We start from the raw sequence: 26,721 nt of genomic DNA, 5'->3' as shown, positions 1-26,721 counted from the left end.
GGCCCGCCCCCGACGCCGATCCGACGCCCTCGCGACCCCTGATCCCCAGGTGATGGCTCAACCCTAGGAAACGATCGCCGCGCTGGCGATGGGGACAACTCCCCATACTCCTCCACACCCCATGGGACCCCTGTCCGTGCAGGTCACCACCGATATCCGTCGAGTCGGAAGATGTGGACAACCTCCCCCTGCGCATCCGCATCCCACCCGTGCCGGGCACGACGAGATCGCCCCGGTCCCCTCGGAAGGGGGCCGGGGCGATGGATGCGGAGGAGGAGTCCTGCTCGAGGATCGGTGCTCAGTCCAGGTAGACCCGGACGGAGTCCTGGATCGCACGGACCACCTCGATCTCGGCGTCGGCGTCCTCGGCACCGCAGCTGCCGACGATCTCGATGACGTCGGTGGCGACCTCGCCGCGAGCGATCACCGCGTAGCGTGCCGCCTGCACGACAGTGGGTCTCCCCGGCTGGGTGTAGCCGTACTCGCTCGCGATCCAGGTGCGGTCCTCCAGCTCGACGTCGCCGGTGCCTATCTCCTCGAGCTCCGGGAGCGCGGCCTTCCGCTGCTCGAGCCCGGCCTTCGCCGACTCGAGCGTGAACTCCGGACCGTAGCGCTGGACCGTGACCACGACGTTCGCCCGGAACCGACCTTCCTCACGGGGCTGAGCCACGGCCAGCTGCACCCCGGGGACCACGAGCGGCTCCCACTCATCAGGCACCTCGAGGAGGACCCGGGGCGGTCCGGGGAAGTCCGCACTCGGGTAGGAGATGCTCTTCGCCATGTGAATGCTCCGTCCGTCCCGGCTATGACGCCGCTCAAGATATCAGGGCGGCGACGCGGGACCGCTGTCCGTTTGCCGACTTCAGGAGGAGATGGCCTCCTGCTCGGAGGCATTGCGATCGGCGGTGTCGCCGAGATCGTCGACCGCCGCGCTCACCTGCTGGATCGCCGGCACCATCTCGCCCGTCCACTGTCCTCGGAAGCGGTCGGCATCAGGACCGGTCCAGTCGACCTCCTCGAGGCCGCTGGTCAGCTCCTGCTCGATCCGAGCGATCTCCTCGGCGGCCTCACGCAGCTGGGAGGCCATCCGACGGACCTCCTCGACGTCCATGCCCTTGGCGGCGGTGTTCATGGATACCCCTCTTCTCTCGATCCTGCTCGGCACCTGATCGACACCCGAGGCGCCGACGACGTGCTCACTGTAGGGGTGCGACGCCGGTCCGACCATGGGGAGGAGTACCCATGTGGATGACGGTGCTCCCGCGCCTCCGATCACCCGGGCTGCCGTGGTGTCATCCAGTGGTGACCTGGGCGACCTGGAGCTTCATGGCGCGGCCGCTGTGGATCAGGAAGCCTCGTCCAGCGGGGAAGTCCGTCCGGCGGATGCGCCCCAGGCTCGTCCCCAGCAGGGTGTCGCCGTCGCTCTCGCCGGGCTGCAGGAGGAGTCCTCGTCGGCCGGCCTTGAAGGGCTGGGCCAGGACGTAGGCCTGGGACCAGGTCCCCGACTCGTTCTCGCCGACGACGAACTGCCCTGCGCGCGTCGCCGCGCGGATGAGCTTGTCCAGGTCGCTCTCGACTCCGGTGCCGGTGAAGTCCGCGACCCCGTCGATGAACAGGGCGAGGCGTCCCTCCCCCACCGACCCGGACTCGAGGGCGGAGCGCAGCTGCCCGGCGAGCTCCTGGACGGCGTCGGGGTCGGAGGCCTCCACGTCCCATACGCCCAGACCTGTCAGCGGGCTCCGCCGCGCGGAGAAGCGCACGAGGCGCATGGGCTCCTCCATGGACCTGAGTCCGGTGGCGATGGTGAGCATGGCGGTGGTGCGGCCGGAGCCCATCGGGCCGGTGACCATGAACGCGCCCCGCGGCTCGAGAGCGATCTCCTCGAGCGTCTCGTCTGCGACGCCGAGCACCGGGCGACCGTCCTTCAGCGGACGCAGCATGGACAGCTCCACGCGCTCGGGCAGGCGCTCGATCGGCGGAGCCTTCGGAACGCCCGCGCGGCGCATGGCCCGCGCGAGCTCGGCGACCTCGCGGGACTGGATGGCGACGTTCGAGTCGCCGCCGTGCACGGCGACCTGCACCTCATGTCCCTCCAGGATCGCGCGTCCCGGGGGTGAGGCGGCGTCCAGGACGTCCTTCGGCTCTCCGAACCCCGCATAGTCCTCGACGCTGGCCATGCGATGGATGAGGCGGCGCTGGATGGAGGAGCCGAGCGAGGTGGGGATCGCGCTGGGCCGATCACCGGTGACGATCACGTGGACGCCGACCTGGCGGCCGTCGGTGGCGATCTGCACGAAGGCGGTGAACCACCGGCTCAGCCCGGTGTAGTCGTAGGCCTCGCGGAAGGCGGCCATGCCGTCGACCAGCAGCAGGATGCGCGGGGTGCCGGAGGCGTCAGCCAGCTCACGGTACTCGGAGACCGATCCGGCGCGCACCCGGGCGAACTCCCTCGCGCGCTCGTCGACGATCCGGCGCAGCGTGCGCAGCAGCCGGATGACCCGCTCCTCGTCGTCGCCGGCGATGATCGATCCCACATGCGGCAGCTCCTCGAGCATGTTGAGGCCCGAGGCTCCGAAGTCCAGCCCGTACACGTGCACGGGCCCGCCGCGGACGGTCGAGGCGGCGGAGATGGCCAGCGTGCGCAGCGTCGTCGACTTGCCCGACCCGCCGGTGCCGTAGATCGCCATGTTCCCGTCACGGTCCGGGACGTAGGAGACCGTCGGCTGCGCCTGGTCCTCGGGGACGTCCATGACGCCCAGGAGCAGCTCCTCATCGGTGCGGCGGGTGGGCAGGCGCGAGAGATCGTAGGCGTCGGCGAGCTCGGAGAGCCAGGGCTTGCGGGGCGCGGGGACGCCGGCCCGGTCGGCGGCGGAGATGATCGTGGAGACCATGCGGGAGATGTCCGTCGGGCCGGGATCCGTGACCTCCTTGGTCGGCGGCGCGGGCACATCCCACTGCTCGCCCGTGCCGAAGTCCTTCTCGACGATGTCGATGCGGGCGCGCTCGGGCTCGCCGGTCGTCCAGCCGCCGGCGTAGCCGGACTGGAAGGCGGTGATGCGTCCGGGCCCGGTCTTGGCGGCTCCGCGTCCGGGGATGCCGGGATCGAAATGGGCGGCCATCGCGTCGCCCAGGATGTCCTTGGAGTCCGCTTCGTCGGCCATGCGCAGGGCGATGCGCAGATTCGTGTTGGCGCGCAGGTTGTCCTTGATGACGCCGGCGGGTCGCTGGGTCGCGAGGATGAGGTGCAGGCCCAGCGAGCGCCCACGGGCGGCGACGTCGACGACGCCGTCGACGAACTCGGGGATCTCCTTGGCCAGCGCCGCGAACTCGTCGACGATGATGATCAGGCTCGGCGGTGCCTCCGGATCCCCGGTGCGCTCGAGCGAGACGAGGTCCTTGGCCTTCTTCCTGTTCAGCAGATGCTCGCGGTGATGCAGCTCCGCGCGCAGGGAGGTCAGCGCGCGGCGCACCAGATGCTGGGAGAGGTCGGTGACCAGACCGACCGTGTGCGGGAGGTCCACGCAGTCGGCGAAGGCGGCCCCGCCCTTGTAGTCCACGAAGAGGAAGGTCACACGGTCAGGGCTGTGGGCGGTGGCCATGCCCATCACCCACGCCTGCAGGAACTCGGACTTGCCCGCGCCCGTCGTGCCTCCGACCAGCGCGTGCGGGCCGTTCGTGCGCAGGTCCAGGTGGAAGGCATCCTGTCCGCTGTGGCCGATGAGGGCGCGGAGGTTCGCATCATGCTTGCGGCGCTGCGGAGCCGTGCCGTCGCGCGGGGTGAGCGAGCCGTTCTCCTTCCAGCGCTCGACGATGTGCCCGGGGTCCTCGGCGAGCGCCATCCCGCCCAGCTTCAGATAGGAGATCGAGCGGGGAAGGTCGGAGTCGTCGTCGACCGGGACGCCGGCGTCGACGACCGGGGAGAGATGCCTGGCGACCCCGGTGGCGACCTCGACGGACACGGTCTCCACAGCGACCGGGCTGAAGCGCTCCCCGAGTCGGACGTGACCGGCGCTCGCACCCTCGACGGACTCATCGACCGCGACATAGGTGCGGCAGGCCGCGGGGAGCGAGGCGACGTCGGAGGCGGACCACAGGACGTGCACACCGACGTCGGGCCCCTGCTCGGCGATCCGCACCATCCGGGCGCGGTCCACAGGAGCGTCGTCCTCGATGATGACCAGCAGACTCGGCACGACCGGCTCCGGAGGCTCCGGGGGCTCCTCGGAGAGGTCGACGGTCAGCCGGGTGCGCGGCTGCGCGGGAGCGCCTCCGCTGCGCTGCTCGATGAGCTCCTCGATCCGGGAGACCAGGGAGCTGCCGCGCCCGGGCGTGTCTGCGAGGTGGTCTCCGGGCAGGGGGGAATGGGGGCTGGAGGTGTGGGGCAGCCACTTGAGCCATTCCCACATGCTCCGGCTCGAACGGGAGGTGATCGCCGCGATCACCATCTCCGCCGGGGAATGGAGGGCGAACAGCTGGGTGACCAGGCCGCGGGCGACGCCGTCGGCCTCCGCTCCCCCGCCGGCGACGCCGATGCTGCCGGCCTGCCGCAGATCCGCGATGATCGGCACGCCGGCGATCAGGCGGTACTCCTGATGCATGTCGTCGAGCATGTCGTAGTAGAGCGGGATCGCATCGTTCTCCCCCGGCATCTCGATGCCGACCCTCGACTCCGCGACGCCGAGGCCCAGACGGACGGTGCCGAAGGCCGTGTGCTCAGGTCGGTGTGTCCACAGCAGACGTCCCAGTCGGAAGGCCGCGTCGACGGTGTCCGCCGCCGACGGCGCCTCCACCAGCCGCACCGCCCTCTCGAGGTCCTGGGCAGCGGTGACCCGTCGCCTCAGCGCGGCCAAGCCGTCCTCGAACTGCCGGATCTGACGTTCGAGCATCTTCTTCTGCTGGAGCTTGCGGTTGAGGTACCCGGCGGTCGCCATGAGCGGCATCATCAGCACGAACATGAGCGAGAAGGGGCTGTGGGTGACCGCGAACATGAGTCCGCCCATGAGGATCGGGGCGAACAGCATGAAGATCGGGAAGAACTGCGGCGAGGGCTCCTTGGGCGGCGTCGGCGCCTTGAGGGGACGGTAGGGGAAGCGCGGGACGACGCGCGGGGACCGGTTGAACTCGACCACCGGCGAGTTGGGCGCTGTTCCTCCGAGGCGGTGCAGAAGCACCACCGCGAAGGTCGTCTGCCCGATCAGCACCGTGTCGGCAGGGCCGATGACAGACCTCTCCACCGGTTCGCCGCCGATGAGGACGCCGTTGGAGGACCGCAGGTCGACGATCTCGATGCTGTCGCCGACGTTGATCCGGGCATGGCGCTTGGAGAGCATCGGATCGGCGATGCGGATGTCCAGATCGCCCTCCCGACCGATGGTGCTGGACCCGCTGGGCAGCGGGAACTCCCGTCCGGCCTCGGGTCCGGAGAGCACCCGGAGCAGGGCGACCGCGGGCCCGCGGGACTCCGATCGGGTGCGGTACTCCGTCGAGGAGCGGGCGAGGGACACCACGCTCCCGGATCGCAGTCCCGCCTGGATCAGATCGACGGCCCGGTCCAGCGATCGCACTCCGGAGGCTCCGGGACCGGCCCCGGGATCCTGCACCTGCAGGGTCAGTCCCTCGGGCGGGACGACCTCGCTGCGGAGAGGATCCGCGAGATAGAGGGCGCTCGCGACGTCGGCGACGGTCGCCGTCGCGTCGGCCGTGACCTCGAGATCGGTCAGACGGTCCTCGGGCCGGCGCAGCGTGAGCCTGATGCGCATCGTCGTCCTCCCCTGCTCGGGCGATCAACGCCCGTCCCCGTGTGATCCATGCAGCCCGGCGCCGGACTGCGCCGTTCTGCGCCAGCTGGCCGGCCAGCAGATCGGCTGATCGGCTGATCTGCTGCGGTGCTACTCGTCCTCGTCGCCGAAGCTGCGGTCCAGGAGCGGCAGGTCCTGCGCGGTGACCAGGCGCGAGAGCACCGAGTGCTCCACGAGGCGCGCCCGACGGTTGCTCGCGAGCTTCCCCGGTCCGCCGCGCAGGCCCCGCACCCCCAGGCGGTCGAGCTTGTCGCAGACGTTGTCGAGCTTCCGGTTGAACTTCGTGATCGGCCAGCCCAGACGCGCCGCGGCCTCCGAGGAGGTCGGGACTGCGCTCATGCCGCTGCCCTCCCTGACCAGCATCGGCTCGGCGAGCGCGAGGATCAGCAGCTTCTGGCTGACGGTCAGCTGCACGGAGCCGACGGTGGTCTCTCCCGCCGGATCGTCCGGGCCGACCGCGCGCTCGAACTGCGGGGACTCGGCGTGGATCGAGAGGTCGTACGTGGTGGGACCTGCGGTGAACACCACCTTGGTCTCGTCGAACACCAGCGGGATCCTCGCCCCGGGTGCCAGCCATGCCTGCATGGATCCGCTGCCGTCGGTGATCGTCGCCGACAGCCGCGACCCGATGTTGACCAGCCACCACATCGCGTCCACCGGGACGATCTGCAGGAACCTCCTGTGGAGGAACGGGTTGTCCGCATCCACGTCGAGATCGGCGTCGCGACCGATCGTGAGCTCCTGCCCCTCCTCGACGCGGAACCATTCCCCGCAGAACTCGACCGAAACCGTCGGCGCCATCCTCAGCCCACCTTCTCCTCATCATCCAGGCACACCTCGACCCAGTCGCTCGCGGCGACAGGATCCTCGGTGACCGTCTGCACCTCGGCGCACGGGGCTTCGATGCCCGGCGGCACCTTCAGAGTGACGCTCTTGCGCCCCCGCACCTGCTCGATCTGCTCGTACTCGTCGTAGCCTTCGGGAAGGCCCGTCCAGCGCACGCGGTAGAAGATGCCCGCGGCTGCGTCGTCGGGCGGATCCCAGCTCACGCGCGCGTAGGCGAACCCTCCGCCATCCTCCTCCGGGACGGTGACGGCCATCGCGGGGTCGACGGGGACGCCCGGCACGAGCGCCTCGGGATCCACGGGATTGACCTGCGTGGTGGCGATCACCGGCTCGGGCTCGGCGAACACGTGGCGCACGAGCGCGGTCGCCCCTGCACCCAGACCGACGACGATCGCCGCGGCCAGGGTCACGAACGGCCAGGCCGGGGTGCCCCGGCGATCCTCGTTGTCGGCGCCGTGCGCCTCGCGCGCTCCGTCCGGCCCGGAGCCCGCTCCGTCCGCGGTGCCGCTCCACGATGCCGGACGCAGCATCGTCCTGTCCTCGGTCCCCTCGGTCACGGGGCCCGACGCCGCCGGCGATCCGGGGAAGGAGCGGGCGGAACCGGCTGCCTCGGGAGACTGCGGCACAGCGACGTGTCCGGGACCGGGGTCGCCGAGCGCCGGGGCGATTCCGGCGAAGCGATCGCTCGCCGACGCTCCTGCGCGAGCGGCTCGTCCGTCGGATGCGACCCGGTCGTCGGCCCCGGCACTCCTCTCCGGCGTCACCGGCGCGTACGGAGCAGGGGACGTGCGCGGAGCCGACGCATGCGACGACGCCGCGGGACCGTCCGGGTCGACGGTCGCGACCTTGCGGATCCGCGTGTGCATCTCCAGCTCGTCGTCGTCCTCCGGAGGGTCGGAGCCTTCGCGGTCGTCGAGGACGTCCATCTGCGTGACGGGCAGGGACAGCGACATCTCGACCTGCTGGAGCCCCCTGCCGAAGGCCAGCGCCGTCTCGTAGCGGCCGCCCGGCTCCTTCGCCATGGCGATCGACAGCACCCGGTTCAGCTCCGACGGGACATCGGGACGGTCGAGCGCTCGCAGCGGCTCGGTCTCGATCCGATGGATGAGGTCGGCCGCGCTGTTGCGCTCTCCCAGATGCTCGAAAGGAGTCCGGGAGGCCAGCAGCGAGTAGACGGTCGCCGCCAGGGAGAAGACGTCGCTGCGGACGTCCGCGCGGGGCGGGTCCGCGAAGAACTCCGGCGGCGACCAGGGGATCGACATGCCCTGTGAATCATCCAGCTCATCTCCCGCCCCGGCCGCCATGGAGATGCCGAAGTCGGTCAGCGCCGGACGGCTGTAGTCGGTGACCAGGATGTTGGCAGGCTTGATGTCGCGATGGAGGATCCCCGCGCGGTGGGCGGTCTCGACGGCCCCGGCGATCTGCACCCCCACCCGCAGCGCCTCCGCCACGGTGATCCTCTCGCGTCGGAAGCGCACCCCGTAGTTCGGCCGCGAGCAGTACTCCATGACGATGTAGGGGCGATCGTCGGCGGAGATGTCGGCCGCGTGGATCGACACGATCGACGGATGCGTGGACATCGAGGCCATGACATCGGCCTCGGCGTCGAACTGCCGACGGACGCTGTCGTCGAGGACGTCCGCGAGCAGCACCTTGATCGCCACCCGACGCTGCGGGCGGAACTGCCGATAGAGGAAGACGTCGGCGAAGCCGCCGGAGCCGAGCAGCTCCTCGTACTCGTAGCCGGGCAGCCGCGGCGGGGCGGACGGCGGACGACGGCTCATGCCGACTCCCGATACTGCAGGATCGTCCCGTCACCGAGGTCGAGCCGGTCCCCGTCGACGAGCACCGTCCCCTCCCGCGGTCGCAGACGGACGGCATCGGCTCCCGGACGCAGCAGCGCGGTCCCGTTGGTGGTGCCGAGGTCGATGGCGACCACATGCCAGCCCTCCAGCCTCAGCTCCACATGCGATCGGGAGATGTCCTGCTGGGGGCTCGGCACCGTGATCAGCTGCGGCAGGTCGTTCCCGCTGACGCGGGACGCACGAGGGCGGCGGCCGACGATCGCGGTGCGATCCAGCACGAACCCGCCCCCCGTGGAGACGGCGATGCGTCCGAGCGGGGGCCGCACCACGGAGCGCGAGGGTCCCTGCAGAGGGCCTCGGCACACTCGGCACACGGTGCGCTCGGGAGACTCGGCATGGCCCGATGGGCACAGCAGCCCCGGCAGCAGCACGGCGCCGTCAGAGGCGCTGCGCGGCGCGGCGACGGGGGCATGCCGGGACGCCGGCGCTCCGTGCGCGGGTGCAGAGGGACCAGCGGACAGGGTGGGTGGAGCGGATGGGACGGGCGAAGCGGGAGCAGCGGGCGCCTCCGAGGGGACGCGCACCGCATCGTTCCTGGCGATCTCCGGTGCGGTCCGGCCGACGCCCGGGACCCAGTCGATGAAGTCCTCGCCGATCGCCGAGGAGGCCGCCTCAGCGGAGCTCGCGTTCGCGAGGCCCGATGCTGCGGGCCCCTGCTGGGCCGGCTGCCCGAGGCGGACGTCCTCCGCAGCGGATCCGGGATGCGCCGGCGGATCGTGGGCATCGGACGGCTCGTCGTCAGGCTTCCGACGCACCGCTGCATCCTCGATGCTGCGGTGGATCGTCCTGCCGAAGAGGTCGTCGTAGGTGCCGGGGGCGCCCGCCGATCCGGTTCCGGGAGAGCTCCCTCCCGCGGGCGGCTCGATGGCTGCGGCCGGGTCCTCCAGCGGCTCGATCAGCGTGTCCGCAGACGACTCCTCGACCGGCTCGATCAGCGTGACAGGTGATGAGTCCGCCTCCTCGGGCGCAGCCTCGGAGATCGGCTGGACCGGCGCCCCCGTCGGCTCCGGTCGCTCCGAGGAGGACGGCTCGGCGACAGGTGCAGGTGCAGGTGCGGGCACAGGCGCAGACGGCAGGAACGCGACCGGAGCCCCTTCCGTGCTCGGCCTCTCCTGCGGCGCCCGTCGCGGACGGTCGAACAGCGAGGTGCTCACGAGCCTCCGGCGTCTCGGCGTCGGTGCCGGCGCACTGTCCGTCTCCGGTGGCTCTTCCGGAGCCGACGACGCATCCTCCGCCGGCCGTGCCGCCGGTAGCGAAGACGGTTGCGCCGGCGGTGGGGTCTGCACCGGTTCCTCGGCAGCGGGCTCGTCGGCCGGGGACGGCCCGAAGAGACCATCGAAGATGCTCGGTCCGACGGTGGCCGGGGCGTCCGCCGGCGTCCTCCGGTTCGAGGCGGCGGGCATCTCGCCGGACCGTCGCGTCGCGACGGCCGCAGTCCGCCGGGGTGCACCGGGCTGCGCGGCACCCGCAAGCGAGGACTCGGCATCGGGGACAGGGCTGCTCTCCTGTCGCCTCTCCTGTCGGCTGTCCTGTCGACCGTCAGGACGCCCCTCCGTCACCCTCCCGGGCTTCGGCGCGGCGGTCCTGCGCTCGCGGGCCGAGGGATCCTCGATCGAGCGGCCCTGCGCCGCGACCTCCTCCTCGAGCGCCGTGCGCTCCTGCTCTCCCAGCGCCCGGGGATCCGCCAGAGCATGCACGAATCCGCGGGCCCGCACGATGCCCGTGCCGACGCGCAGAGCGCCCAGGGGGTCCTCCGCCGGCAGATCGCCGAACGCGATGCGCCGCACGTCCCGCAGATCCTTGAGCGCAAGCGGCTCGCCGTCGGTCCCGGCGACCAGCTCGACGCCGTCGGCCCCGTGCACGGCCAGCGGCGTGCTGCCCTTCACGCCGATGCGCGCGGACGTGCCGTCCACGAGGGCGAACAGCAGATCGCTGATCTCCGCCGCACCGTCCAGACCCGCCCGTCGGGCGAGCTCCTCGACGAACCCCTCACCTCTCGGGCCGTCCGAACCGCCCTCACCCGGATCCGCGGCGAGGAGATCCCACGCCGCCTCGATGACCTCCTTGCGGGTGCCGGGAACCAGCACCGCCCAGCCCTTCTCGCGCACCACCAGGGTCGCCGGTCCGCTGCGGACCCAGATGCCCTGTCCCAGCAGCATCGCGGTCCCGCTCATCGCGTCTCGTCCCCGTCGCCGCCGACCGAGCGAGGCAGGGTGTCCTCGTCGATCTCCACGAGTTCCGCCGGCGAGTGCGGGGACTGGACCGTCGTCTCCGACGGGCTGGAGAGTCCGAGGACCTCGACGGCCTCGACGATCACGACGCTCACGTTGTCCCGCCCCCCGCCGTCGAGGGCGAGCTGGACGAGGTCCTGTCCGACGGAGCGCACATCGTCCTCGCGGCGCAGCACCCTCTCGATGACGGCGTCCTCGACCTCGCCGGTCAGCCCGTCGGAGCAGACCAGCATGCGGTCGCCGACCTCAGCCGGGATGAGCCAGTAGTCGGGGTCGGACTCGGGTCCCGCGCCGAGCGCTCGCGTGACCATGTGCCGGTAGGGATGGACCTTCGCCTCCTCCGCAGTCAGATCGCCGCGGTCCATGAGCTCCTGCACGACCGAATGGTCGACGCTGACCTGCTCGAAGATCTCTCCGGAGAGCCGGTAGACGCGGGAGTCGCCGAGGTTCATGACGATCCAGTACCCGATGCCGTCCAGGACCGTCGTCGCCACGAGGGCGACGGTCGTGCCGGCTCCGAGCGGCTCACCGCCGCCGAGCGCCGCGATCCGCTCCGCGGCGGCATGCAGACGATCGCCGAGCTGCTCGACGGTGACGTTGCGCTGAACGGTGAGCTTCTCGAACTCCTCGACGGCGACAGCGCTGGCGACCTCGCCGGCGTTGTGCCCGCCCATGCCGTCGGCGACCATGAAGATCGGAGGATCGGCCAGGAGGGAGTCCTCGTTGGTCGCGCGCACATGCCCCACATGGCTCAGCGCGGTCCACCTGGCGCGGATGCTGCCCTGAGCGTCGGGATCGGACAGGGAACGGTCGATCACTGCTCCCTCTCCACTGTGAGCGTCCGATCCCCGATGGCGATCGTCATGCCGGCCGAGGGGCCGGGGACGGTCGTCGGGCTGTCCGCGGCGAGCTCGTCGCGCGAGCCGTCGGCATGGACGATCGCCGACCCGTTGGTCGATCCCAGGTCGGTGAGCACGAGGTCCTCGCCGGTGCCGTCGATGCGCAGATGGGTCTTCGAGACCGATCGCGTCTCGTCCTTGAGCACGATCATCAGCTCATCGGCGGCCCCCGAGGGATTGCGTCCGACGACAACGGGGCGCTCGACGACGCGGGCGGTGCCGTCGTCGGCCGTGATCCGCAGCTTGCGCAGGCGGGGCGGCACAGCCGCCGACACGCGGGTCGCCTCGAGGTCCTCAGGCTCCTGACCGTGAGCGGTCAGCCGGGTTGCCTCATCGACGTCGTCCCCCGGCCAGACGGCCTGAGCACCGGCACCAGGGGCCGGCGGCGCCCACGGCTCGGGAACGGACTGCTTCTGCTGCTCCGCAGAAGGAGAGGGAGCGGGAGCGGAAGCAGGCGCGGGAGCAGGCGATGGCGGCGGTGCCCACTGCGCGATCGGATCCGGGGCGGATCCCGCGTCGGATGCCGGAACGTGCGGAGGCTCCGGTGCCGGAGCCGCCGGCGGCGGGGGCGTTGTCGGCGGCGGGGACACTGCCGGCGGAGCCGCCCAGGGGGTGGACTCGATGGGCGCTTCGGGTGCAGGAGGGGCGGCCCCCCAGCCCGATGCCTCGGATCCAGGCGCCTGAGGTGCGACCGGCTGCGGGCCGGGAGCCGGCGGGGCCGAGGGGTGGCCAGCAGCAGCCTCGGCGGGTCCCTCGGACCTCGATTCCGCGGCGGACGGAGCGCTCGGAGCCTCCGGGGCGGACCATGCGGCACCGGGCGAGGCCATGAGGCTCTCGGGCGCGCTCACCGCCACCGACGAGGCACCCAGGTAGTGCTCGGCGCTCTCCCGCTCGAAGTCATCGGGCCGAGGCTGCATCGGGTTCCGGCCGACGCGCGCATCGGCCACCACGGACCCGACAGCCCTGTCATGGGCACCGCGGAGCTGCCTCTTCGGATCGATGAAGATCGTGGCCGCGAAGATCGGGACGCAGATGCCCAGCAGCACGGTGCGCCCGAGGGATCGCAGGACGCCGATCGGTCCTCCCTGCCCCTCACGCACGGTGCGCAGACCCAGCGCGAGCTTGCCGAGGGTGAAGCCCTTGGCCCCCTGCAGCCAGATCATCACGAGCTGGTAGGCGAGCGGGAGGGCCGCACCGACGCCCACCAGGACCTGCACCAGCAGCGTCGCCTCCTCAGTCACGAGGAGCACGATCACGACGATCAGGAGCGGAAGATCGAGGATGGCGAGGATGATCCCGTCGACGAGCGCCGCGAGCAGGCGCTTCAGCGGTGGAGCCGCCACGCAGTCGTCGAGCGGCGGGTCGAGGCGGACGGCATCGGCCGCGACCGACTCCTGCGGCAGAGGGTGGGGACCGGCTGGGTCCGCCGACGGGCCGGGACCTGGCTGAGTGACCATCATCCGATCGTACTGTCCCGGGGGCCGCAGAGTGGTGGCCCCCGGCGCGGCCGGCTCCAGGGCGTCGCGGGAGATGCGTTCGATGCCCGGGTCCTCCGGATCGGAGGCGGAGGCCGATGCCTCGTCCTCGGTCAGCCTCGGCCGCGGCGGCGGCGACCAGGCGCCCGGCGCGTCGGTGGCCCGCCGCTCATAGGGCGACTGCTGGTACCTCGCCCCGCACTCGCCGCAGATCACCGCTCCCGGGGAGAGCAGTGCGCCGCAGGTGCTGCAGTATCTCGTCGTCATCGCTCAGATCCCCTTTCTCCGGGCAGCTGCCTGCCCTGATCCGTCCCTCGGTCGTCGGCGCCGCAGCGCGTCCGTCCGTCGTCCCGCCTTCTCGCGGTCGCGCGTGCGCCGGCGTTCGCGCCCTCTCTGCTGGGACCGGTCCGCCGTCCGACGACGCAGCGAGCGCAGCGAGAGCAGTCCTCTCAGCCGGCGCCGCCACGGCTGCGCCATGAGCATGGCGCTCCGGGCGGCCTCGACTCCGCGCCAATGCTCCTGGACGACCGGCTCCGGGGGCTCATCGGGTCCGAAGACGGCTCGGTCGGCCGCCTCGGCGAGCGCAGTCGTCCGCGCGTCCGGGAGGTCGGCATCCAGCTGCGAGGCGACCTCCAGCCGAGTGAGCACCGGATCCGCCCGCCGACCGAGATCGGCCAGGAGATCGAGGATCTCCTGCCATCCCCCGTCCATGCGCTCGACCGGGCTCCCGCGCAGGCGCCGCCGACGTCGGCGGAGGGCCTTGGTCGCCGCGATCCCCATCAGCGCGAGCACCAGCAGCAGCACCGGCGAGGAGGCGACCAGCACCCAGCGCACCCAGGTCGCAGCCTGGGCCGGATCGTCCGGGTCCTCGGGCAGGTCCTCGCTGAGCGCACCCGGCGGCTGCGTCGGCGGTTCAGCGGGCGGCGGCGGAGGCTGCGCGACCTGCGGCATCGGCTGGTCGACCTCCTTGGGGGTCTCCTCCACCGGTGCGTCATCGTCCTCGGGGACCACGTCGAAGCGCACCCAGCCGATGTCCTCGAACCCGACCTCGACCCAGGCGGTGACATCGTCCCCGGTGATCACGGCGGTGCCGTTCGAGGCGGTGGGCACCTCGAAGCCCATCACCACGCGCGCGGGGATCCCGAGCGAGCGCGCCATCACCGCCGTGAGCGCTGCGTACTGCTCCTCGTCCCCGATCATCCCCAGCTGGATCGCATCGCTGTCCTGCTCGTCGTACCCGGTCTCCTCGAGCATCGCCAGCAGACGGCGCGCACCGTGCCCGGACAGCGAGGGCGCCTCGTCCTCGTCGATGCCATGGGAGAACGTCCCCTCGGAGGTGATGCCGCGCAGGAGGCTCTGCATGCGCTCGTAGTCGGACTCGGAGTCTCCCGCCCATTCCTCGGCGTACGCCTCGAGGTCCGCGCTCATCGGCAGGTACGGCGGCAGCTCGTCCTCGGCGAAGACCGCGTCCCGCTGCTGCTGCTCGGTCGGCGCGGTGTAGGGCTCGTAGGTCAGCGTGATGCTGTCTCCGGAGGCGAGCCCTCCGGAGGCGATCGCGGTCTGAGAGGCCCGGTTGAGATACAGGTTCTCCGCGAGCGCGCCGGTGCGCCCGGCGTCGTCGGACTCGAGCTCGATCCTGGCGGTGCTGGTGCCGATCGTCGGGACCCAGACATCCGAGTAGCCCTCGACCGCGATGGTCGCCGTGCGCGCATCATCGCTCGCCTCGAGCAGGTCGACACCGGTGACGGTGCGCAGGAAGGCGCCCGAGGCGGAGTCCTCGTCGGAGGAGCTGGCCACCTCGTACACGTGACCGTCATAGTCATCCAGCGTCGCCAGTCGGATCAGCTCCCCCGGCGCGACACCGCTGACGGTGAACAGCTCGGTCTCCCTGGAGTGCTTGCGGTAGCCGCGGTAGTCCGCCAGCGGCGAGACGTACTGCTCGGCGTCGAAGGGCGGAGTGATCGTGTCACGCAGGGCGAACCGGGCGCTCCCCTCGGGCGGATCCAGCAGCGCCTGCGCGGACACCGCTGTCCCGGCGGCGACGGCGAGGACCGCGGCACCGCCGACGACCCGCCGCCGCAGCACCGGATTGCGCCACGACCCCGCCCCGACGGTGTCCGAGATGATGCTCGAGCGCGCATCTGCCAGGCGGTCGCTCTCGAAGCGCCAGGTCAGCCAGGCGATCGAGAGCACCGCGAAGGAGACCGCGCGCAGAACGGGCCAGAACGCCTCAGAGGTGCCGAAGACGACGGTGACACCCATCGCCGCGAGCGGGAACAGCCAGGCGACGAGGAACAGCCGTGTGCGCATCACCACGGTCCCGGCACCGAGGGAGAGCAGCAGCATGCTGATCCACTCCACTCCCAGCATGCCCTGCGCGGTCCCGACCGGAGGCGCCACGGTCAGGACCGACTTCCAGGTGCTGATGGGCTCGCGCAGCACCTCCCACAGGGATGCAGGGGTGGGGACCACGCCCCACAGCGCATGCGATGGAGCGGCGAACACCGAACCCAGCACGATGTGCACGGCGATCGTCAGCAGCGCCATGCGCAGAGGGCCCCACGACCAGCGGGCACCGATCAGGGCGACCAGGAATCCCAGCAGGATGGCCATCGCCCCGGTGACGATGTGCTGCACTCCGCCGTAGACGGGCTGGAAGCCGAGCATCGCCAGCAGCAGGAGCACTCCCAGGACGGCCAGGTCGATGCCGCGCCGGGTCGCGCTGACGCGATCGAAGAACCGTATGCCTCCCGCGCCTCCGTCCGCGCCCGCTCCGGCGCCCGCGCTCATCGTCCCACTCCCCTCAGCGCCCTGCCCAGCTGGTCGAGATCGCCGATGGTCAGCACGTGCAGACTGCCGATCGCGGAGCGTCTCGCCTCGGCTCCCTCCGCGCAGCGGATCGCGACGGCCATCACCCCCGGAGGCAGCTGGCTCGCCGCCGCGCTGAGCTCGCGCGCGGTCGTGAGGGAGCCGACCGCCATCATGACGGCCGACGCCCCGGGCGCGAGGTCGGCCGCCCTCTGGCCCAGCTCGTGGAGGGACCGGCGCGCCCTCGTCGGAGCGACGACCGTGTAGTCGTCCATGAGCGCTCTGAAGGTGCCGGTGCGCTGGCGCTCCTCGAGGGTGAAGGCGGTCAGCTGCTTCTCCTCGCGGAAGGTCTGACCGGCGATCGAGGCGGCCGCGGAGACGGCGAGCTCGAACTCGTCGTCATCCGCGAAGCGGCCGGACGCGGTGTCCAGGGCGACGACCACATGGGAGCGTCGGGTCTCCTCGAACTGGCGGACCATCAGCTTCCCCGTCCGCGCGACGGACTTCCAGTGCACATGGCGCCGATCGTCGCCCGGCGCATACTCCCGCAGGGCGTGGAAGGCGATGTCCGAGCTGGAGAGGTCCGACGACGGCGTGCCCTCGAGATCGCGCAGGAAGCCGGTGGCGGCTTCGTCCAGCCGCACGGTGCGCGGATGCACGAACACCTCCTGCGCTCTCGCCCAGGTCACCTGCCGACGCATGAGGGACAGGGGGTCGTCGCGCACCGATCGCACGGGCCCCACCACGAGCACCGCTCGGCGTCTCGTGGGCACGGCGAACAGCTCCTCGTGCGAAGCCTCCGGCGCCAGCCGCGGAACCAGGAACTGCGCCGTCGATGCCCCCACCGTCAGCTCGATGCGCGAGGGCAGGATCGTCCGCTGGGTCGGGTTGGAGGCCTCGATCCTGCCGACGGCGCGCGTGCCGACGACGACACGATGAGCGCGCAGGTCCAGCTGGACCCGGTAGTTCGCCTTCCCCAGCACGAACAGCGCGGCGAGCAGCAGCGGCACGGACAGCGCGAGGGCCAGCACGTTCAGCTCGGTGATGCGGAGGGACAGGCCGACGACCCAGCAAACCGTCGCGGCTCCGGCCACCGTCCACCCGACCGGGGTGACGACGGCGAGAGCCGGTGCCAGCCGCCGTCGCCGAAGCTCCCGCACCGAGCGCCGGAGGCGACGGAGCAGCGGCAGATCGTCGTCGGGCGAGTCCCCGTCCCCGGCTCGGGCCGATCCCCGGGCTCGGGCCGCCCGCGCCGCCCGGACGTCGGCGGTGTCCTGAGGGACCCCGCCGTTCCGCGGCTCATCGGTCGATGCCGTCGGCGTGCCTCCGCGGGCTCGACGGCGTCGTGCAGGGGCGTCGACGCTCATGCGCTCTGCTGACGTGCCTGCGGTGGCGCCACCTCGCTGAGGATCCGGGACATGACGGTCCCGGCGGTCGTCCCGGCGAACTCAGCCTCCGGATCGAGCACGAAGCGGTGGAGCCACACCGGCTCCACCAGCGCCTTCACGTCGTCAGGGATGACATAGTGGCGGCCCTGCGATGCTGCACGCACCTTCACCGCGCGCATGAGCGCGAGCGCTCCGCGGATCGAGACCCCCACTCGCACCTCGGGTGCGAGACGGGTCTCCTCCATCAGTCGCGAGACGTACTCGAGCACGGCGGGGTCGACATGCACGGTGGAGGCCAGTCGGCTCATGTCGTCGACCGCGCTGAGGGAGATCCGCGGTGTCAGCGCGGCCGCACGATCCCGCACAGCGGACCCCTGCAGGATCTGGACTGTCGAGGCGTGGTCGGGATATCCCAGCGAAGTCTTCAGGAGGAACCGGTCGAGCTGCGCCTCGGGCAGGCGGTAGGTCCCGGCCTGTTCGATGGGGTTCTGGGTGGCGATGACCATGAACGGGGTGCCGACGTCACGAGTCTCCCCGTCGACGCTGACCCGCCCCTCCTCCATCACCTCGAGCAGCGCCGACTGCGTCTTGGGGGAGGCGCGGTTGATCTCGTCGGCCAGGACGATGTTGGCGAAGATCGGACCCTCGTGGAAGCTGAAGGCGCCGTTGGCCTGGTCGTAGATCTGCACACCGGTGACATCGGTCGGCAGCAGGTCCGGGGTGAACTGGATGCGGCTGCTGCGGCCCTGGACCGTCGCCGCGATCGCACGCGCGAGGGAGGTCTTGCCGGTTCCCGGCGCGTCCTCGAGCAGCACATGCCCGGGCGAGAGCATGGCGATCAGCACGAGTCGGACGACCTCGTTCTTGCCGAGGACGGCCTGGCCGATGCTCTGGACGAGCTTGTCGAAGCTCTCGGCGAACCAGCGCGCCTGTTCGGGGGTCATGCTCATGGGTGCGGTCAGTCCTTCGTCGTCGGTGCGATGAGGTGCGGTCGGTTCGGGTGTCGGGCGGGCGTGCATCGGCGACGCGTCAGGTCGGCAGCGAGTAGGTGCCCAGCTTCGTCGTGGTACCGGTGTCCGGATCATGGATGTACAGCACGAAGTCGTTGTACTTGTACCCGTAATGCCAGGTGTACCCGGCGTCGATGCTGCTCCAGGTCCCCGAGGAGGAGGCGGTGATCTTCGTGCCGTTGATCGGCCATTCCCCGCCGGAGGACCCGTAGGGACTGGTGCTGTCGAGGGTGGTCAGGCGCACCTCGTAGGTCTTGCCCGGCTCGAGATCGCTGTACCGGACGTCGATGAGCCGGCAGAAGTCCGTGTTCCGGCACGCATCGTTCGTGGACTTTCCCTTGAACACGACGTCGCCCTGGGGAGCGGGTGCCGTGTAGGTCTTCGCCTTCTGCTTCTTCGTGGTGTGCTCGCTGGTCAGGCCCTTGCCGTTATCGACCCAGGCCTCCACGCTGTGCGACGCGCCGGATGCCGAGGTGATCTCGACCGTCGTCGAGGTGCCGGAGACGGACTTCGTCGCTCCGCCGTCCACGGAGTAGCGCAGCGTCCTGCCGCCTCCGCCGCCGTCGTCGCCCGTCGCCGCGATCGAGAAGGTGATCGGGCAGGTCGTCGAGTTCGTGCAGGAGCTCGTCGAGGCGGTGATCTGGGCGCCACCGGGTCTGGTGTACGGCGTGACCGAGGAGGAGCTGGTCCCGCTGCTCACCTCGCCGAAGCGGTTGGTCGCCGTGACCGTGAACGTGTACGCCTTGCCGTTCGTGAGACCGGTGACCCGCGTCGAGGTCTCCGACGCCTTCACCGTCGTCGAACCGCCGGACCAGCTGACGACGTACGAGTCGATGGCCGTGCCGTTGCCGTCCGCTGCGGACCAGGAGACGTCTGCCTTCCCGTCCGGGCCGTCGGCTGAGCCGGTGTCCGGGAGGCTCGCGGTCACCGACGCCGGTGCCGACGGCTCGGCGAAGGGGGTCACCGCCGCCGAGGCGTCGGAGACGGCACCGACGCCGACGGAGTTCTCGCCGGTGTAGGTGAAGGTGTACTCCTCGTCGGGATCCAGGCCCCGGAACGTCGTCGTGCTGGCGCCGGAGCCTGCCGTGACAGTCCTCGTGCTGCCGTCGGAGGCGGTGACGCTGTATCGCAGGATCGGTTCCCCGTTGGACTCGGCGGCTGTCATCGCCGGGAAGGACACCGTCACTCCCCCGCCGAGCGGATCGTCCACTCGGGTCGCGGTGATGGTGCCGGAGGGCTTCCGGGGCACACCGGCAGGGTGCTCCTCGGCGGACCAGGAGGAGGCGTCCGACGGGGCGTCCGCTCTGTTGTAGGCGCGGACGCTGAAGCGATAGCTGGTGCCATTGGTCAGCGACGACCACGCGTAGGTGGTGGTGCCGGCGTCCAGCTCCACGCTCTCGGTCTCGCCGGTCGCGGAGTCCTGCTTCTGCAGCACGTACTTCTGCAGCGGCGAGCCGTGGTTCTCCGGAGCGCTCCAGCTGATCGTCAGCTGCCCGTCGCCCCGCTCGACGGTCGGCGTCGCGGGCCTGCCCGGCCGCACATCGGGACGCGCGACGGCGGAGGCCCCGGACTTCTCCGAGGGGCCCACCTCGTTCACGGCGACCGCCTGGAAGGTGTATTCGACATCATTGGTCAGCCCGTCGACCGTGCAGGTGGTGGCGCTGCAGACGGTGTCGATGGCCGGATGCTCCGGTGAGGTGATCCGGTACTCGGTGATCGGCGCGCCGTTGTCGGCGCCCGCAGTGATGGAGAGCGTCACGAACCCGTCGCCGATCTCGCCGACGCGCGGGACCGACGGCGCTTCCGGGGTGCCCCGGACCGTCACCTCGATCTCCCCCGTGGCCTTCCGCTCGACGTCACCGGTGTCGTCGAGCACGGTGTAGCGGGCGTGGAGGACCCCATGGAAGTCCTCGTCAGCGGTGATGAGCACCTGATCGTCGACGACCTCGGCGCTGCCAGCGCCCTCACTCGTCACCTCAGCAGAGCTGATCGTCCGCTTCCCGCCCTCGAAGGGGTTGGAGTCGTTGGCGAGGACATCCACCGTCCTGCTGGAGCCGGCGTCGATGTCGGCCCTGTCGAGGACGGCGGTGATCAGGGGCCGCGCGGATCTCGTGACCGAGACCTGGACGCTCGCGGAGACGGGCTCGTTCGTGCCGTCGTCGACCGTCACAGGGACCTCGATGACGGTCCCCTTCGACGCCTCGGCGGATGCTGTCGCGGTCAGGACGGAGCCCTCGAGGGAGATCTCGACGGCCGGATCCCGGACGTACTCGCCCATGGCGAAGACGAGATCGTCGCCTTCCGGGTCGGAGGCCCCGGCGGCGAGGTCGACGCTCGCAGCGGCGCCGCCCTGCTCCGCCTTCAGCGGAGTGCTCTGCAGAGTCGGGGGAAGATTCTCCTCGTCGACCGCCGAGACCTCGATCGGGATCACGATCACTGCCGTCGCCGCGGTGTCGTCGTCTCCGTCTCCGTCGCCGTCGGTGACCTCGACGGTCACGGAGTCGTCGCCGGAGAAGCCCTCGGCGGAGCGGTACACGAGCGTGCTCGCGTCGACGACCAGCTCGGAGCCGTCCGAGTGCGCAGCGGAGACGGTCGACGGGTCGGACACCGTCGCCGGCTTCGCGCCCGGGCGCACTCTCACCAGCTCCGAGTCCGAGAGGTCGATCTCGAGCTCCTTCCCGCTGTCGGCGTGGAGCGTCCCGCCCACCCACGTCGGTGCCTGCTTCGCCCGACCGGGGACCCAGATGTATCCGAACGACTCGAGGCCGTCGAGGTCCTCGATGCGGTAGCGGATCCTCTCCAGATCGTCCTGGGGCGTGACCTCGATCCGGGTGCCGTCGATGACCTCTGCTCCCTCGACGGCCTCCGGGAGCGTGACCGTGAGGTCGGAGGTGCTGCCGTCGGGGTCGATGTCGTTGATCAGGACGTCGACGGTGATGGTCTCCTTCTCCGGGTCGAGGACGTCGGCCGCGGAGACGAAGTCGTCGTAGGCGACGGGATTCAGCTGGGGAGCGTCCTCGGACACTCGAGCCGTGATGGTCGCCGTGTCCGTCAGCTGCCCGTCGCTCGCACCGTAGACGACGGTGTACGTGCCCTCCTGCTCAGGAGTCCTGAACGTGACGACCCCGGGGGCGGAGCCCTCGCCGTCGATGATCTCGACGCCGACTCCGTCTCCGGTGCTGATCGCCTCCACGGCCGTGCGCTCGATCGAGAGCACGGAGCCCTCGGGGTCGGTGTCGTTGGACAGCGCCTGGACCTGCAGCTCGCGGTCAGGGCGCACGTCGACGACATCGTCGACGGCGTCGGGGTACTGGTTGGTGTCGGAGGGCTCGGCGATGCCGACCAGGACCTCCGCGGTGCCGATCGCTCCCGCGCGATCCATGACCTGGTACGAGAAGCGATCGGTTCCGGTCGCGCCCTCATAGGGCGTGTACTCGATCCACTCCCCGTCGATCGCAGTGATCTCGCCGAGCTCCGGAGTGGGACTCGTGATGCCGGTCAGTATGACGGAGTCACCCTCGGGATCGATGCCGGTGGTGGGGACCGGGATGCGCACCGTGCTGCCGGAGACGGTGCGCGCGGTGAGGTTCTCGGGGCGAGGAGGCGTGTTCGCCGTCGATGCGGGGACGATGCTGATGGTCAGCTGCGATGAGCCGACGCGGCCCGTGTCGTCGAGGACCTGATACGTCACGGTCACCTCGCCGGAGGCATCGGGATCCGCGGTGAAGCGGATCTGATCGGCGTGCGTCTCGAGATGGCCGAGCTCCTCCGCGGCCTCGGTGCCGGAGAGCTGACCGAGCGAGAGATCAGCACCCGATGGGGAGTCGTCGTTGACGAGGACGTCGACAGTGGTCATGTCACCGGCGCGGACGGTGGCCGCATCCGGGACGCCCTCCGGATTGGCCAGCTGCGAATCCGAGCTGACGAGCATCACCCGCAGAGTGCCGGTGGCCGATCCGGAGGAGCCTGCGACCTCATAGGTGACCTCCACCGGCTCGCCGTCGGCCGACGCATCGGGGGAAGCGGTCAGACGCACCAGGTGGTGCTCGACGACGGTCGCCTCGAGCCCGCTGTCCTCCGGTACCGCGATGCCGTTGAGGACGAGCACCCCTCCGGCCGGGTCGACGTCGTTCTCGAGCGGATCGACCAGGGTGCTGTCGCCGACGACGACCGCCCCCATGTCGTCCACGGCCACGGGGACGAGGTCCTCGGAGCCCGGCTCCTCCACGTCCACGCGGATGATGCCGGTGGACGTGGAGCCGGACCCCGCGGCGGCCGTTGTGTACTCCAGGTAGAACTCCCCCTCGGACTCCCCGGACACGGTGAGGGTGCCCGCCTCGAGAGAGGCGTCGACCTCGAGGCCGTCCACGCTGGAGACATGGGTCAGCTCGAGTTCCCCGCCGTTGGGGTTGAAATCGTTGACGAGGGGTCTGACGGTGGCGGTCCGCCCCACGACGACGCGCACATGGTCCGCGGAGGTGATGGGCGCGATGTCGGACTCGTCGACGACGTCGACCTCGAGCGTGCCCTCGCTCTCCGTCCCATGCTCGTCCCGGAAGGTCAGCTGAACCTGCTTGAGCCCCGTCTCCAGCCCGGCGTCGTTGTACGTGACCGTGCCGTCCGCTCGGAAGGTGACCAGGTCGTCGGGCGGGACCGTCGCGTTGGCGAGGTAGAAGCTGTCCCCCTCCGGATCCTGCCAGTAGGGCAGGACGTTGATGGTGGTCGAGCGCCCGGACCGCACCGTGAGCTTCAGTGCCGTCTCCTCGGCGGCGACCGGACCGCTGTTCTCGTCGTCGCCCTTGACCTCGAGCGTCACCGTCGCGGTGTCCTCGCCGCCGCGGCCGTCATCGGCGACATAGGTGAAGGATGCGGTTCCGCTGGCGTCCTCGTCGACATCGATCTGCAGCTGGGTGCCGTCCTCGATGGCGGTCACCGCGCCGATGCCCGGCTGCTCTCCGCTGACCGCCGCGGTGATGATGTCTCCGTCGAGATCGGTGTCATTGCGCGTGATCGGCAGCACGACGCTCTGCCCGGGACGCACCCCGAAGACGTCGTCCTCCGCGATCGGAGCGCGGTTCTCCTCGGTCCGGTCGACCTGCGCATTCTCGATGGTGGTCGTGAGGGTCTCCCGGTCCTCCGTCGCCGTCTCCGACTTCAGCGGCTCCTCGACGACCCAGTTGTCGACGATCTGCATCTCATCGGAGATGAGCCAGGACTTCCCGAGCTCCTGATCATTGAGCACGACGAGTCCCTGATTGACGCGCAGCACGAGATCCGAGTCGCTGTCCACATCGGGGACCGTGGACGTCTCATCCTCCTGACCATCGCACGAGCGCAGATACTGGTCGGACTCGTTCCACGCGCCGTACAGGCAGCCGGCGACCTGCGCGGGGGCGACCGGCGTCCCGCTGCCTCCGGCGGAATGCGCTTCAGCAGGCCCGCCCGACAGCGGCACCTCCACGAGGGCGTCGCTCGTGGCGAGCACGACGACGTCGGAATCCTCGCCCGTCTGCTGGAGCACGACGTCGGATCCGTCAGCGACACCCAGCTCAGCGAGATCGACGGGAGTGCCGTCCTCTCCCGTCCGCAGCGTGCGGTTCTCCCGGTCCAGCACCACCGGCTCCTCGCCGACAGCGGTCAGCTCCCGCTGCTCCACGTCAGTGGTCAGGCCATCGAGCTCGACGCTGCTGCGCGGACGCGTCTCCCGGGAGATGTCGCTGCGCGGATACGTCGTCAGGGTCGTTCCGTCGAGGACGAGAAGGGTGCCCTCATCGGTCACGGCGATCGTCGGCATCCTCCCCTGCGCCTCCGCGACGGTCGGAGTCGCCTCCGGGGTGAACGCCGCAGCTTCTTCAGGGCTGAGCACCCAGACGCGACCATCCGGGTAGGCGATCGCGACCCGGTCCCCTCCGAGAGCGATCTCGAAGCCCTGATCGAGCTCCACGAGGCCGTTGCGCTTCTCGCTCGTGGTGTTGATCGGGGTGAAGCCATGGGGACCGACCTCGATGACGTCGTACCCCGACTGGAGGATGTCCAGGTCGGTGCCGATCATGTCGACCTTGCCATCGATCTCCCGGGCATCGACGTTGATCCGGCCCATCAGACCGTCCGCTTCGCTGCTCACCCAGACACCGCCGTCCGAGACGGTCACCCGGGATGACGTCAGCCCCGGATGATGAAGAGCGAATCCCGTGATCACGAGCGATGCCACGGCCAGGACCGCAGCTGACGCAGAAGCTCGACGACGGCGACGCACGCGCGGCGGAACCGCTGCTCCAGCAGCTCCGCGCGCGCTCCCGCGATCCGTCATGCAAGCTCCCCCTCAGGCGGCCGACGCCGGGAGCGCCGTCCGATGGACTGATGCACCGCGCTGGGAAGGCGATCGACGGATGGACGGCACCTCCCCCGAAGGGCCCACATCGACGGCGTTCGCTGCGCGTGCCCGACAGCCTACTGGGCGGGCACCGTCACCGCCATCCGGCGACGGTCACGACCGGGCAAAGATGTCAGGACGGGCAGAGATGTCAGGAGACGCGCAGACGAGCGGGTCAGCGTCCTCGTTCGACGAGCGTGCGCGTGAAGGTGACGAGGGAATCGCGGACGGCTCCCTCAGGGAGCTCCGCGAGGATCTCCACAGCCTCGTCGGCAGTCCGCTGTGCCAGAGCTCGGGTCTCCTCGAGCGAAGGATCATCACGCAGCAGCTCGACCAGAGCGCTCAGCTCCTCATCGGAGCTCAGATCACCATCGAGGCGAGCGACGATCTCGAGGGTGCGAGCATCCGGTGCTTCCGACGCACGCCGTCTGACGAGCAGAGTCGGCATCGTGGGCACCTTCTCACGGAGGTCTATTCCTGGCGTCTTCCCGCTCGTCGCGGCGTCGCTGCCGAGATCGAGGACATCGTCAGCGAGCTGGAAGGCGACGCCGATCTTCTCCCCGTACCGACGCAGGACGTCATCCGCGCCCTCAGGTGCGCCGCCGAGCGATGCGCCGAGCTGACCTGCGAGCGCGAGCAGCGAGGCCGTCTTGTCGGAGAGCACCGAGACGTAGTGCTCGAAGGGGTCCTCGTCGGCCTTCGGGCCGACCGTCTCATGCAGCTGCCCGAGACAGAGTCGCTCGAAGGTCTCGGAATGCAGGCGCACGGCATCCGCGCCGATCTGCGCGCTCAGCGCGCTCGCCCGCGCGAAGAGGAAGTCCCCGGTCAGGATCGCGACATTGTTGCCCCACACGGAATGAGCGCTGCGAGTGCCACGCCGGGTGGGAGCGGAGTCCATGACGTCGTCGTGATAGAGGCTCGCGAGATGGGTCAGCTCGACCAGCACAGCGGCGTCCATCACGGCATCCCGATCCACGTCTCCGAGAGAAGCGGCCAGCAGCACGAGCATGGGACGGACTCGCTTGCCCCCGGCATCCATCAGATGGCGGCCGGTCCAGCGGACCATGTCATCACTCGTGGCGACGGAGTCACGCAGCTTGCTCTCCACGAGGACGAGTCGCTCGGCCACGGAGGCGGCGAGGTCCTCGTCGATGTCGGGAACGGCCGGCAGCGTGGATGCCATGGCTCTCCTGGAAGGTGCAGGGCCGAGCCGGATCGGGCGCGGCCGTGTGGGTGGCGTTGAGGCATCGGGGATCCGATGCCGCAAGGGGCGCTGTAGGTACTTCGGAGCACCGCGCCCGCGGCATCTGAGTCTACCCGGACAGGAGCCCTCCCCTGCAGGCCCGGCCTGCCGAGGTGACGGGTGGAACCCGACATCAGCCCGGACATTGCACCGAGCTGGCGGCCTGCTCACCTTGGCTGGCCCCGTGACCCCGAGACAACGCTCTAAGAGTCGACTCGGTACCAGCGTTGATCCTCCGAGCCCGGGTTCCGAGACCGGGTCCAGGTCCGGGTCCGCGTTGGGCCCGGGCCAAGCGCTGGGGCTGGGTGAGGGGCTGGGTGCGGGTCCCAGGGTCTGGGAGCGAGCAGTGTCCGTCTGTCGTCGCTGGAACGGTCCCTCAACGGTGGTAGACGGACACTCCCCCCGAACCCGGGGGGGGGACGCGCACTGAACCCGTGGCCCGCGGACGGGAGACGCGGGTCGCAGAGGCGGGCGGGAAACACGAGAAAGAGGGGTGAGGGAGGCGAGAAACGATCGACCCCATGGATCGATGCCTCTCAGCGACTCCCCCACCCCTCTTCTCGGTGAAGATGTCCGGCGGCGACCTACTCTCCCACACCCTCCCGAGTGCAGTACCATCGGCGCGATCGAGCTTAGCTACCGGGTTCGGAATGGAACCGGGCGTTTCCCCGACGCTATGACCGCCGTAACACGACGAGACCCTGGACCCCAAGACCACCCACCCGACACACGAGCAGGAGAACCCCAGGGATTGCTTCTCCAGAACCACACAGTGGACGCGAACA

Annotated in this window: 13 protein-coding genes and 1 rRNA gene; all 14 read right to left on the bottom strand. The window is 70.5% G+C overall.

The window, feature by feature from the left end; translation table 11 throughout:
- Window positions 1–298: 298 nt before the first annotated feature.
- Window positions 299–781, bottom strand: a complete 483-nt coding sequence (locus tag ACZ5AJ_RS03180) for a hypothetical protein (protein WP_464137011.1) — start codon at window positions 779–781, stop codon at window positions 299–301.
- Window positions 782–862: 81 nt separating this feature from the next.
- Window positions 863–1,132 (bottom strand): WXG100 family type VII secretion target, encoded by a 270-nt coding sequence (locus ACZ5AJ_RS03175; RefSeq protein WP_464137009.1) that lies wholly within the window; start codon window positions 1,130–1,132, stop codon window positions 863–865.
- 160 nt (window positions 1,133–1,292) lie between these two features.
- Window positions 1,293–5,759 carry an FtsK/SpoIIIE domain-containing protein gene (locus tag ACZ5AJ_RS03170; RefSeq protein ID WP_464137008.1) on the bottom strand — a complete coding sequence of 1,489 codons (4,467 nt, stop codon included), beginning with the start codon at window positions 5,757–5,759 and terminating at the stop codon, window positions 1,293–1,295.
- Window positions 5,760–5,888: 129 nt separating this feature from the next.
- The gene (locus ACZ5AJ_RS03165) at window positions 5,889–6,599 is read right to left on the bottom strand and encodes an FHA domain-containing protein (protein WP_464137006.1); all 711 of its coding nucleotides are present in this window, start codon (window positions 6,597–6,599) and stop codon (window positions 5,889–5,891) included.
- A gap of 2 nt (window positions 6,600–6,601) precedes the next feature.
- A complete protein-coding gene (locus ACZ5AJ_RS03160) occupies window positions 6,602–8,428 on the bottom strand; it encodes a serine/threonine-protein kinase (protein ID WP_464137004.1) in 1,827 nt (608 codons plus the stop codon).
- Entirely contained in the window at window positions 8,425–10,683 is a 2,259-nt protein-coding gene (locus ACZ5AJ_RS03155; protein ID WP_464137003.1) for an FHA domain-containing protein, read from the bottom strand. Before ACZ5AJ_RS03155 ends, ACZ5AJ_RS03160 begins: the two co-directional genes overlap by 4 nt.
- Window positions 10,680–11,558 carry a PP2C family protein-serine/threonine phosphatase gene (locus ACZ5AJ_RS03150; protein WP_464137001.1) on the bottom strand — a complete coding sequence of 293 codons (879 nt, stop codon included), beginning with the start codon at window positions 11,556–11,558 and terminating at the stop codon, window positions 10,680–10,682. Before ACZ5AJ_RS03150 ends, ACZ5AJ_RS03155 begins: the two co-directional genes overlap by 4 nt.
- On the bottom strand, window positions 11,555–13,381 hold the full coding sequence (locus ACZ5AJ_RS03145; RefSeq protein WP_464136999.1) for an RDD family protein: 1,827 nt from the start codon (window positions 13,379–13,381) through the stop codon (window positions 11,555–11,557). The genes ACZ5AJ_RS03150 and ACZ5AJ_RS03145 overlap by 4 nt, the downstream gene beginning before the upstream one ends.
- A gap of 3 nt (window positions 13,382–13,384) precedes the next feature.
- Window positions 13,385–15,904, bottom strand: coding sequence for a transglutaminase-like domain-containing protein (locus tag ACZ5AJ_RS03140; RefSeq protein WP_464136997.1), 2,520 nt, complete (start codon window positions 15,902–15,904; stop codon window positions 13,385–13,387).
- Complete coding sequence (locus ACZ5AJ_RS03135) at window positions 15,901–17,289, bottom strand: DUF58 domain-containing protein (RefSeq protein WP_464136995.1); 1,389 nt, start codon at window positions 17,287–17,289, stop codon at window positions 15,901–15,903. The genes ACZ5AJ_RS03140 and ACZ5AJ_RS03135 overlap by 4 nt, the downstream gene beginning before the upstream one ends.
- Window positions 17,286–18,260 (bottom strand): AAA family ATPase, encoded by a 975-nt coding sequence (locus ACZ5AJ_RS03130; RefSeq protein WP_464136993.1) that lies wholly within the window; start codon window positions 18,258–18,260, stop codon window positions 17,286–17,288. Before ACZ5AJ_RS03130 ends, ACZ5AJ_RS03135 begins: the two co-directional genes overlap by 4 nt.
- 79 nt (window positions 18,261–18,339) lie before the next feature.
- Window positions 18,340–24,444, bottom strand: a complete 6,105-nt coding sequence (locus ACZ5AJ_RS03125) for an Ig-like domain-containing protein (RefSeq protein WP_464136991.1) — start codon at window positions 24,442–24,444, stop codon at window positions 18,340–18,342.
- 424 nt (window positions 24,445–24,868) lie between these two features.
- Window positions 24,869–25,876 carry a polyprenyl synthetase family protein gene (locus tag ACZ5AJ_RS03120; RefSeq protein ID WP_464136989.1) on the bottom strand — a complete coding sequence of 336 codons (1,008 nt, stop codon included), beginning with the start codon at window positions 25,874–25,876 and terminating at the stop codon, window positions 24,869–24,871.
- A 631-nt stretch (window positions 25,877–26,507) separates the two neighbouring features.
- Window positions 26,508–26,624 (bottom strand): 5S ribosomal RNA (gene rrf, locus ACZ5AJ_RS03115).
- Between the last annotated feature and the right edge of the window lie 97 nt (window positions 26,625–26,721).

The organism is Brachybacterium zhongshanense, assembly GCF_055385755.1.
Note: the sequence above shows the minus strand (reverse complement) of the source record. Positions and strands in the feature narration are given on the sequence as shown.

Bases quoted from the DNA above. Each gene is read 5' to 3' on its own strand.
- ACZ5AJ_RS03120 (WP_464136989.1), bottom strand. From the start codon at position 25,876: ATGGCATCCACGCTGCCGGCCGTTCCCGACATCGACGAGGACCTCGCC.
- ACZ5AJ_RS03140 (WP_464136997.1), bottom strand. From the start codon at position 15,904: ATGAGCGCGGGCGCCGGAGCGGGCGCGGACGGAGGCGCGGGAGGCATA.
- ACZ5AJ_RS03155 (WP_464137003.1), bottom strand. From the start codon at position 10,683: ATGAGCGGGACCGCGATGCTGCTGGGACAGGGCATCTGGGTCCGCAGC.
- ACZ5AJ_RS03135 (WP_464136995.1), bottom strand. From the start codon at position 17,289: ATGAGCGTCGACGCCCCTGCACGACGCCGTCGAGCCCGCGGAGGCACG.
- ACZ5AJ_RS03165 (WP_464137006.1), bottom strand. From the start codon at position 6,599: ATGGCGCCGACGGTTTCGGTCGAGTTCTGCGGGGAATGGTTCCGCGTC.
- ACZ5AJ_RS03160 (WP_464137004.1), bottom strand. From the start codon at position 8,428: ATGAGCCGTCGTCCGCCGTCCGCCCCGCCGCGGCTGCCCGGCTACGAG.
- ACZ5AJ_RS03145 (WP_464136999.1), bottom strand. From the start codon at position 13,381: ATGACGACGAGATACTGCAGCACCTGCGGCGCACTGCTCTCCCCGGGA.
- ACZ5AJ_RS03130 (WP_464136993.1), bottom strand. From the start codon at position 18,260: ATGAGCATGACCCCCGAACAGGCGCGCTGGTTCGCCGAGAGCTTCGAC.
- ACZ5AJ_RS03175 (WP_464137009.1), bottom strand. From the start codon at position 1,132: ATGAACACCGCCGCCAAGGGCATGGACGTCGAGGAGGTCCGTCGGATG.
- ACZ5AJ_RS03170 (WP_464137008.1), bottom strand. From the start codon at position 5,759: ATGCGCATCAGGCTCACGCTGCGCCGGCCCGAGGACCGTCTGACCGAT.
- ACZ5AJ_RS03180 (WP_464137011.1), bottom strand. From the start codon at position 781: ATGGCGAAGAGCATCTCCTACCCGAGTGCGGACTTCCCCGGACCGCCC.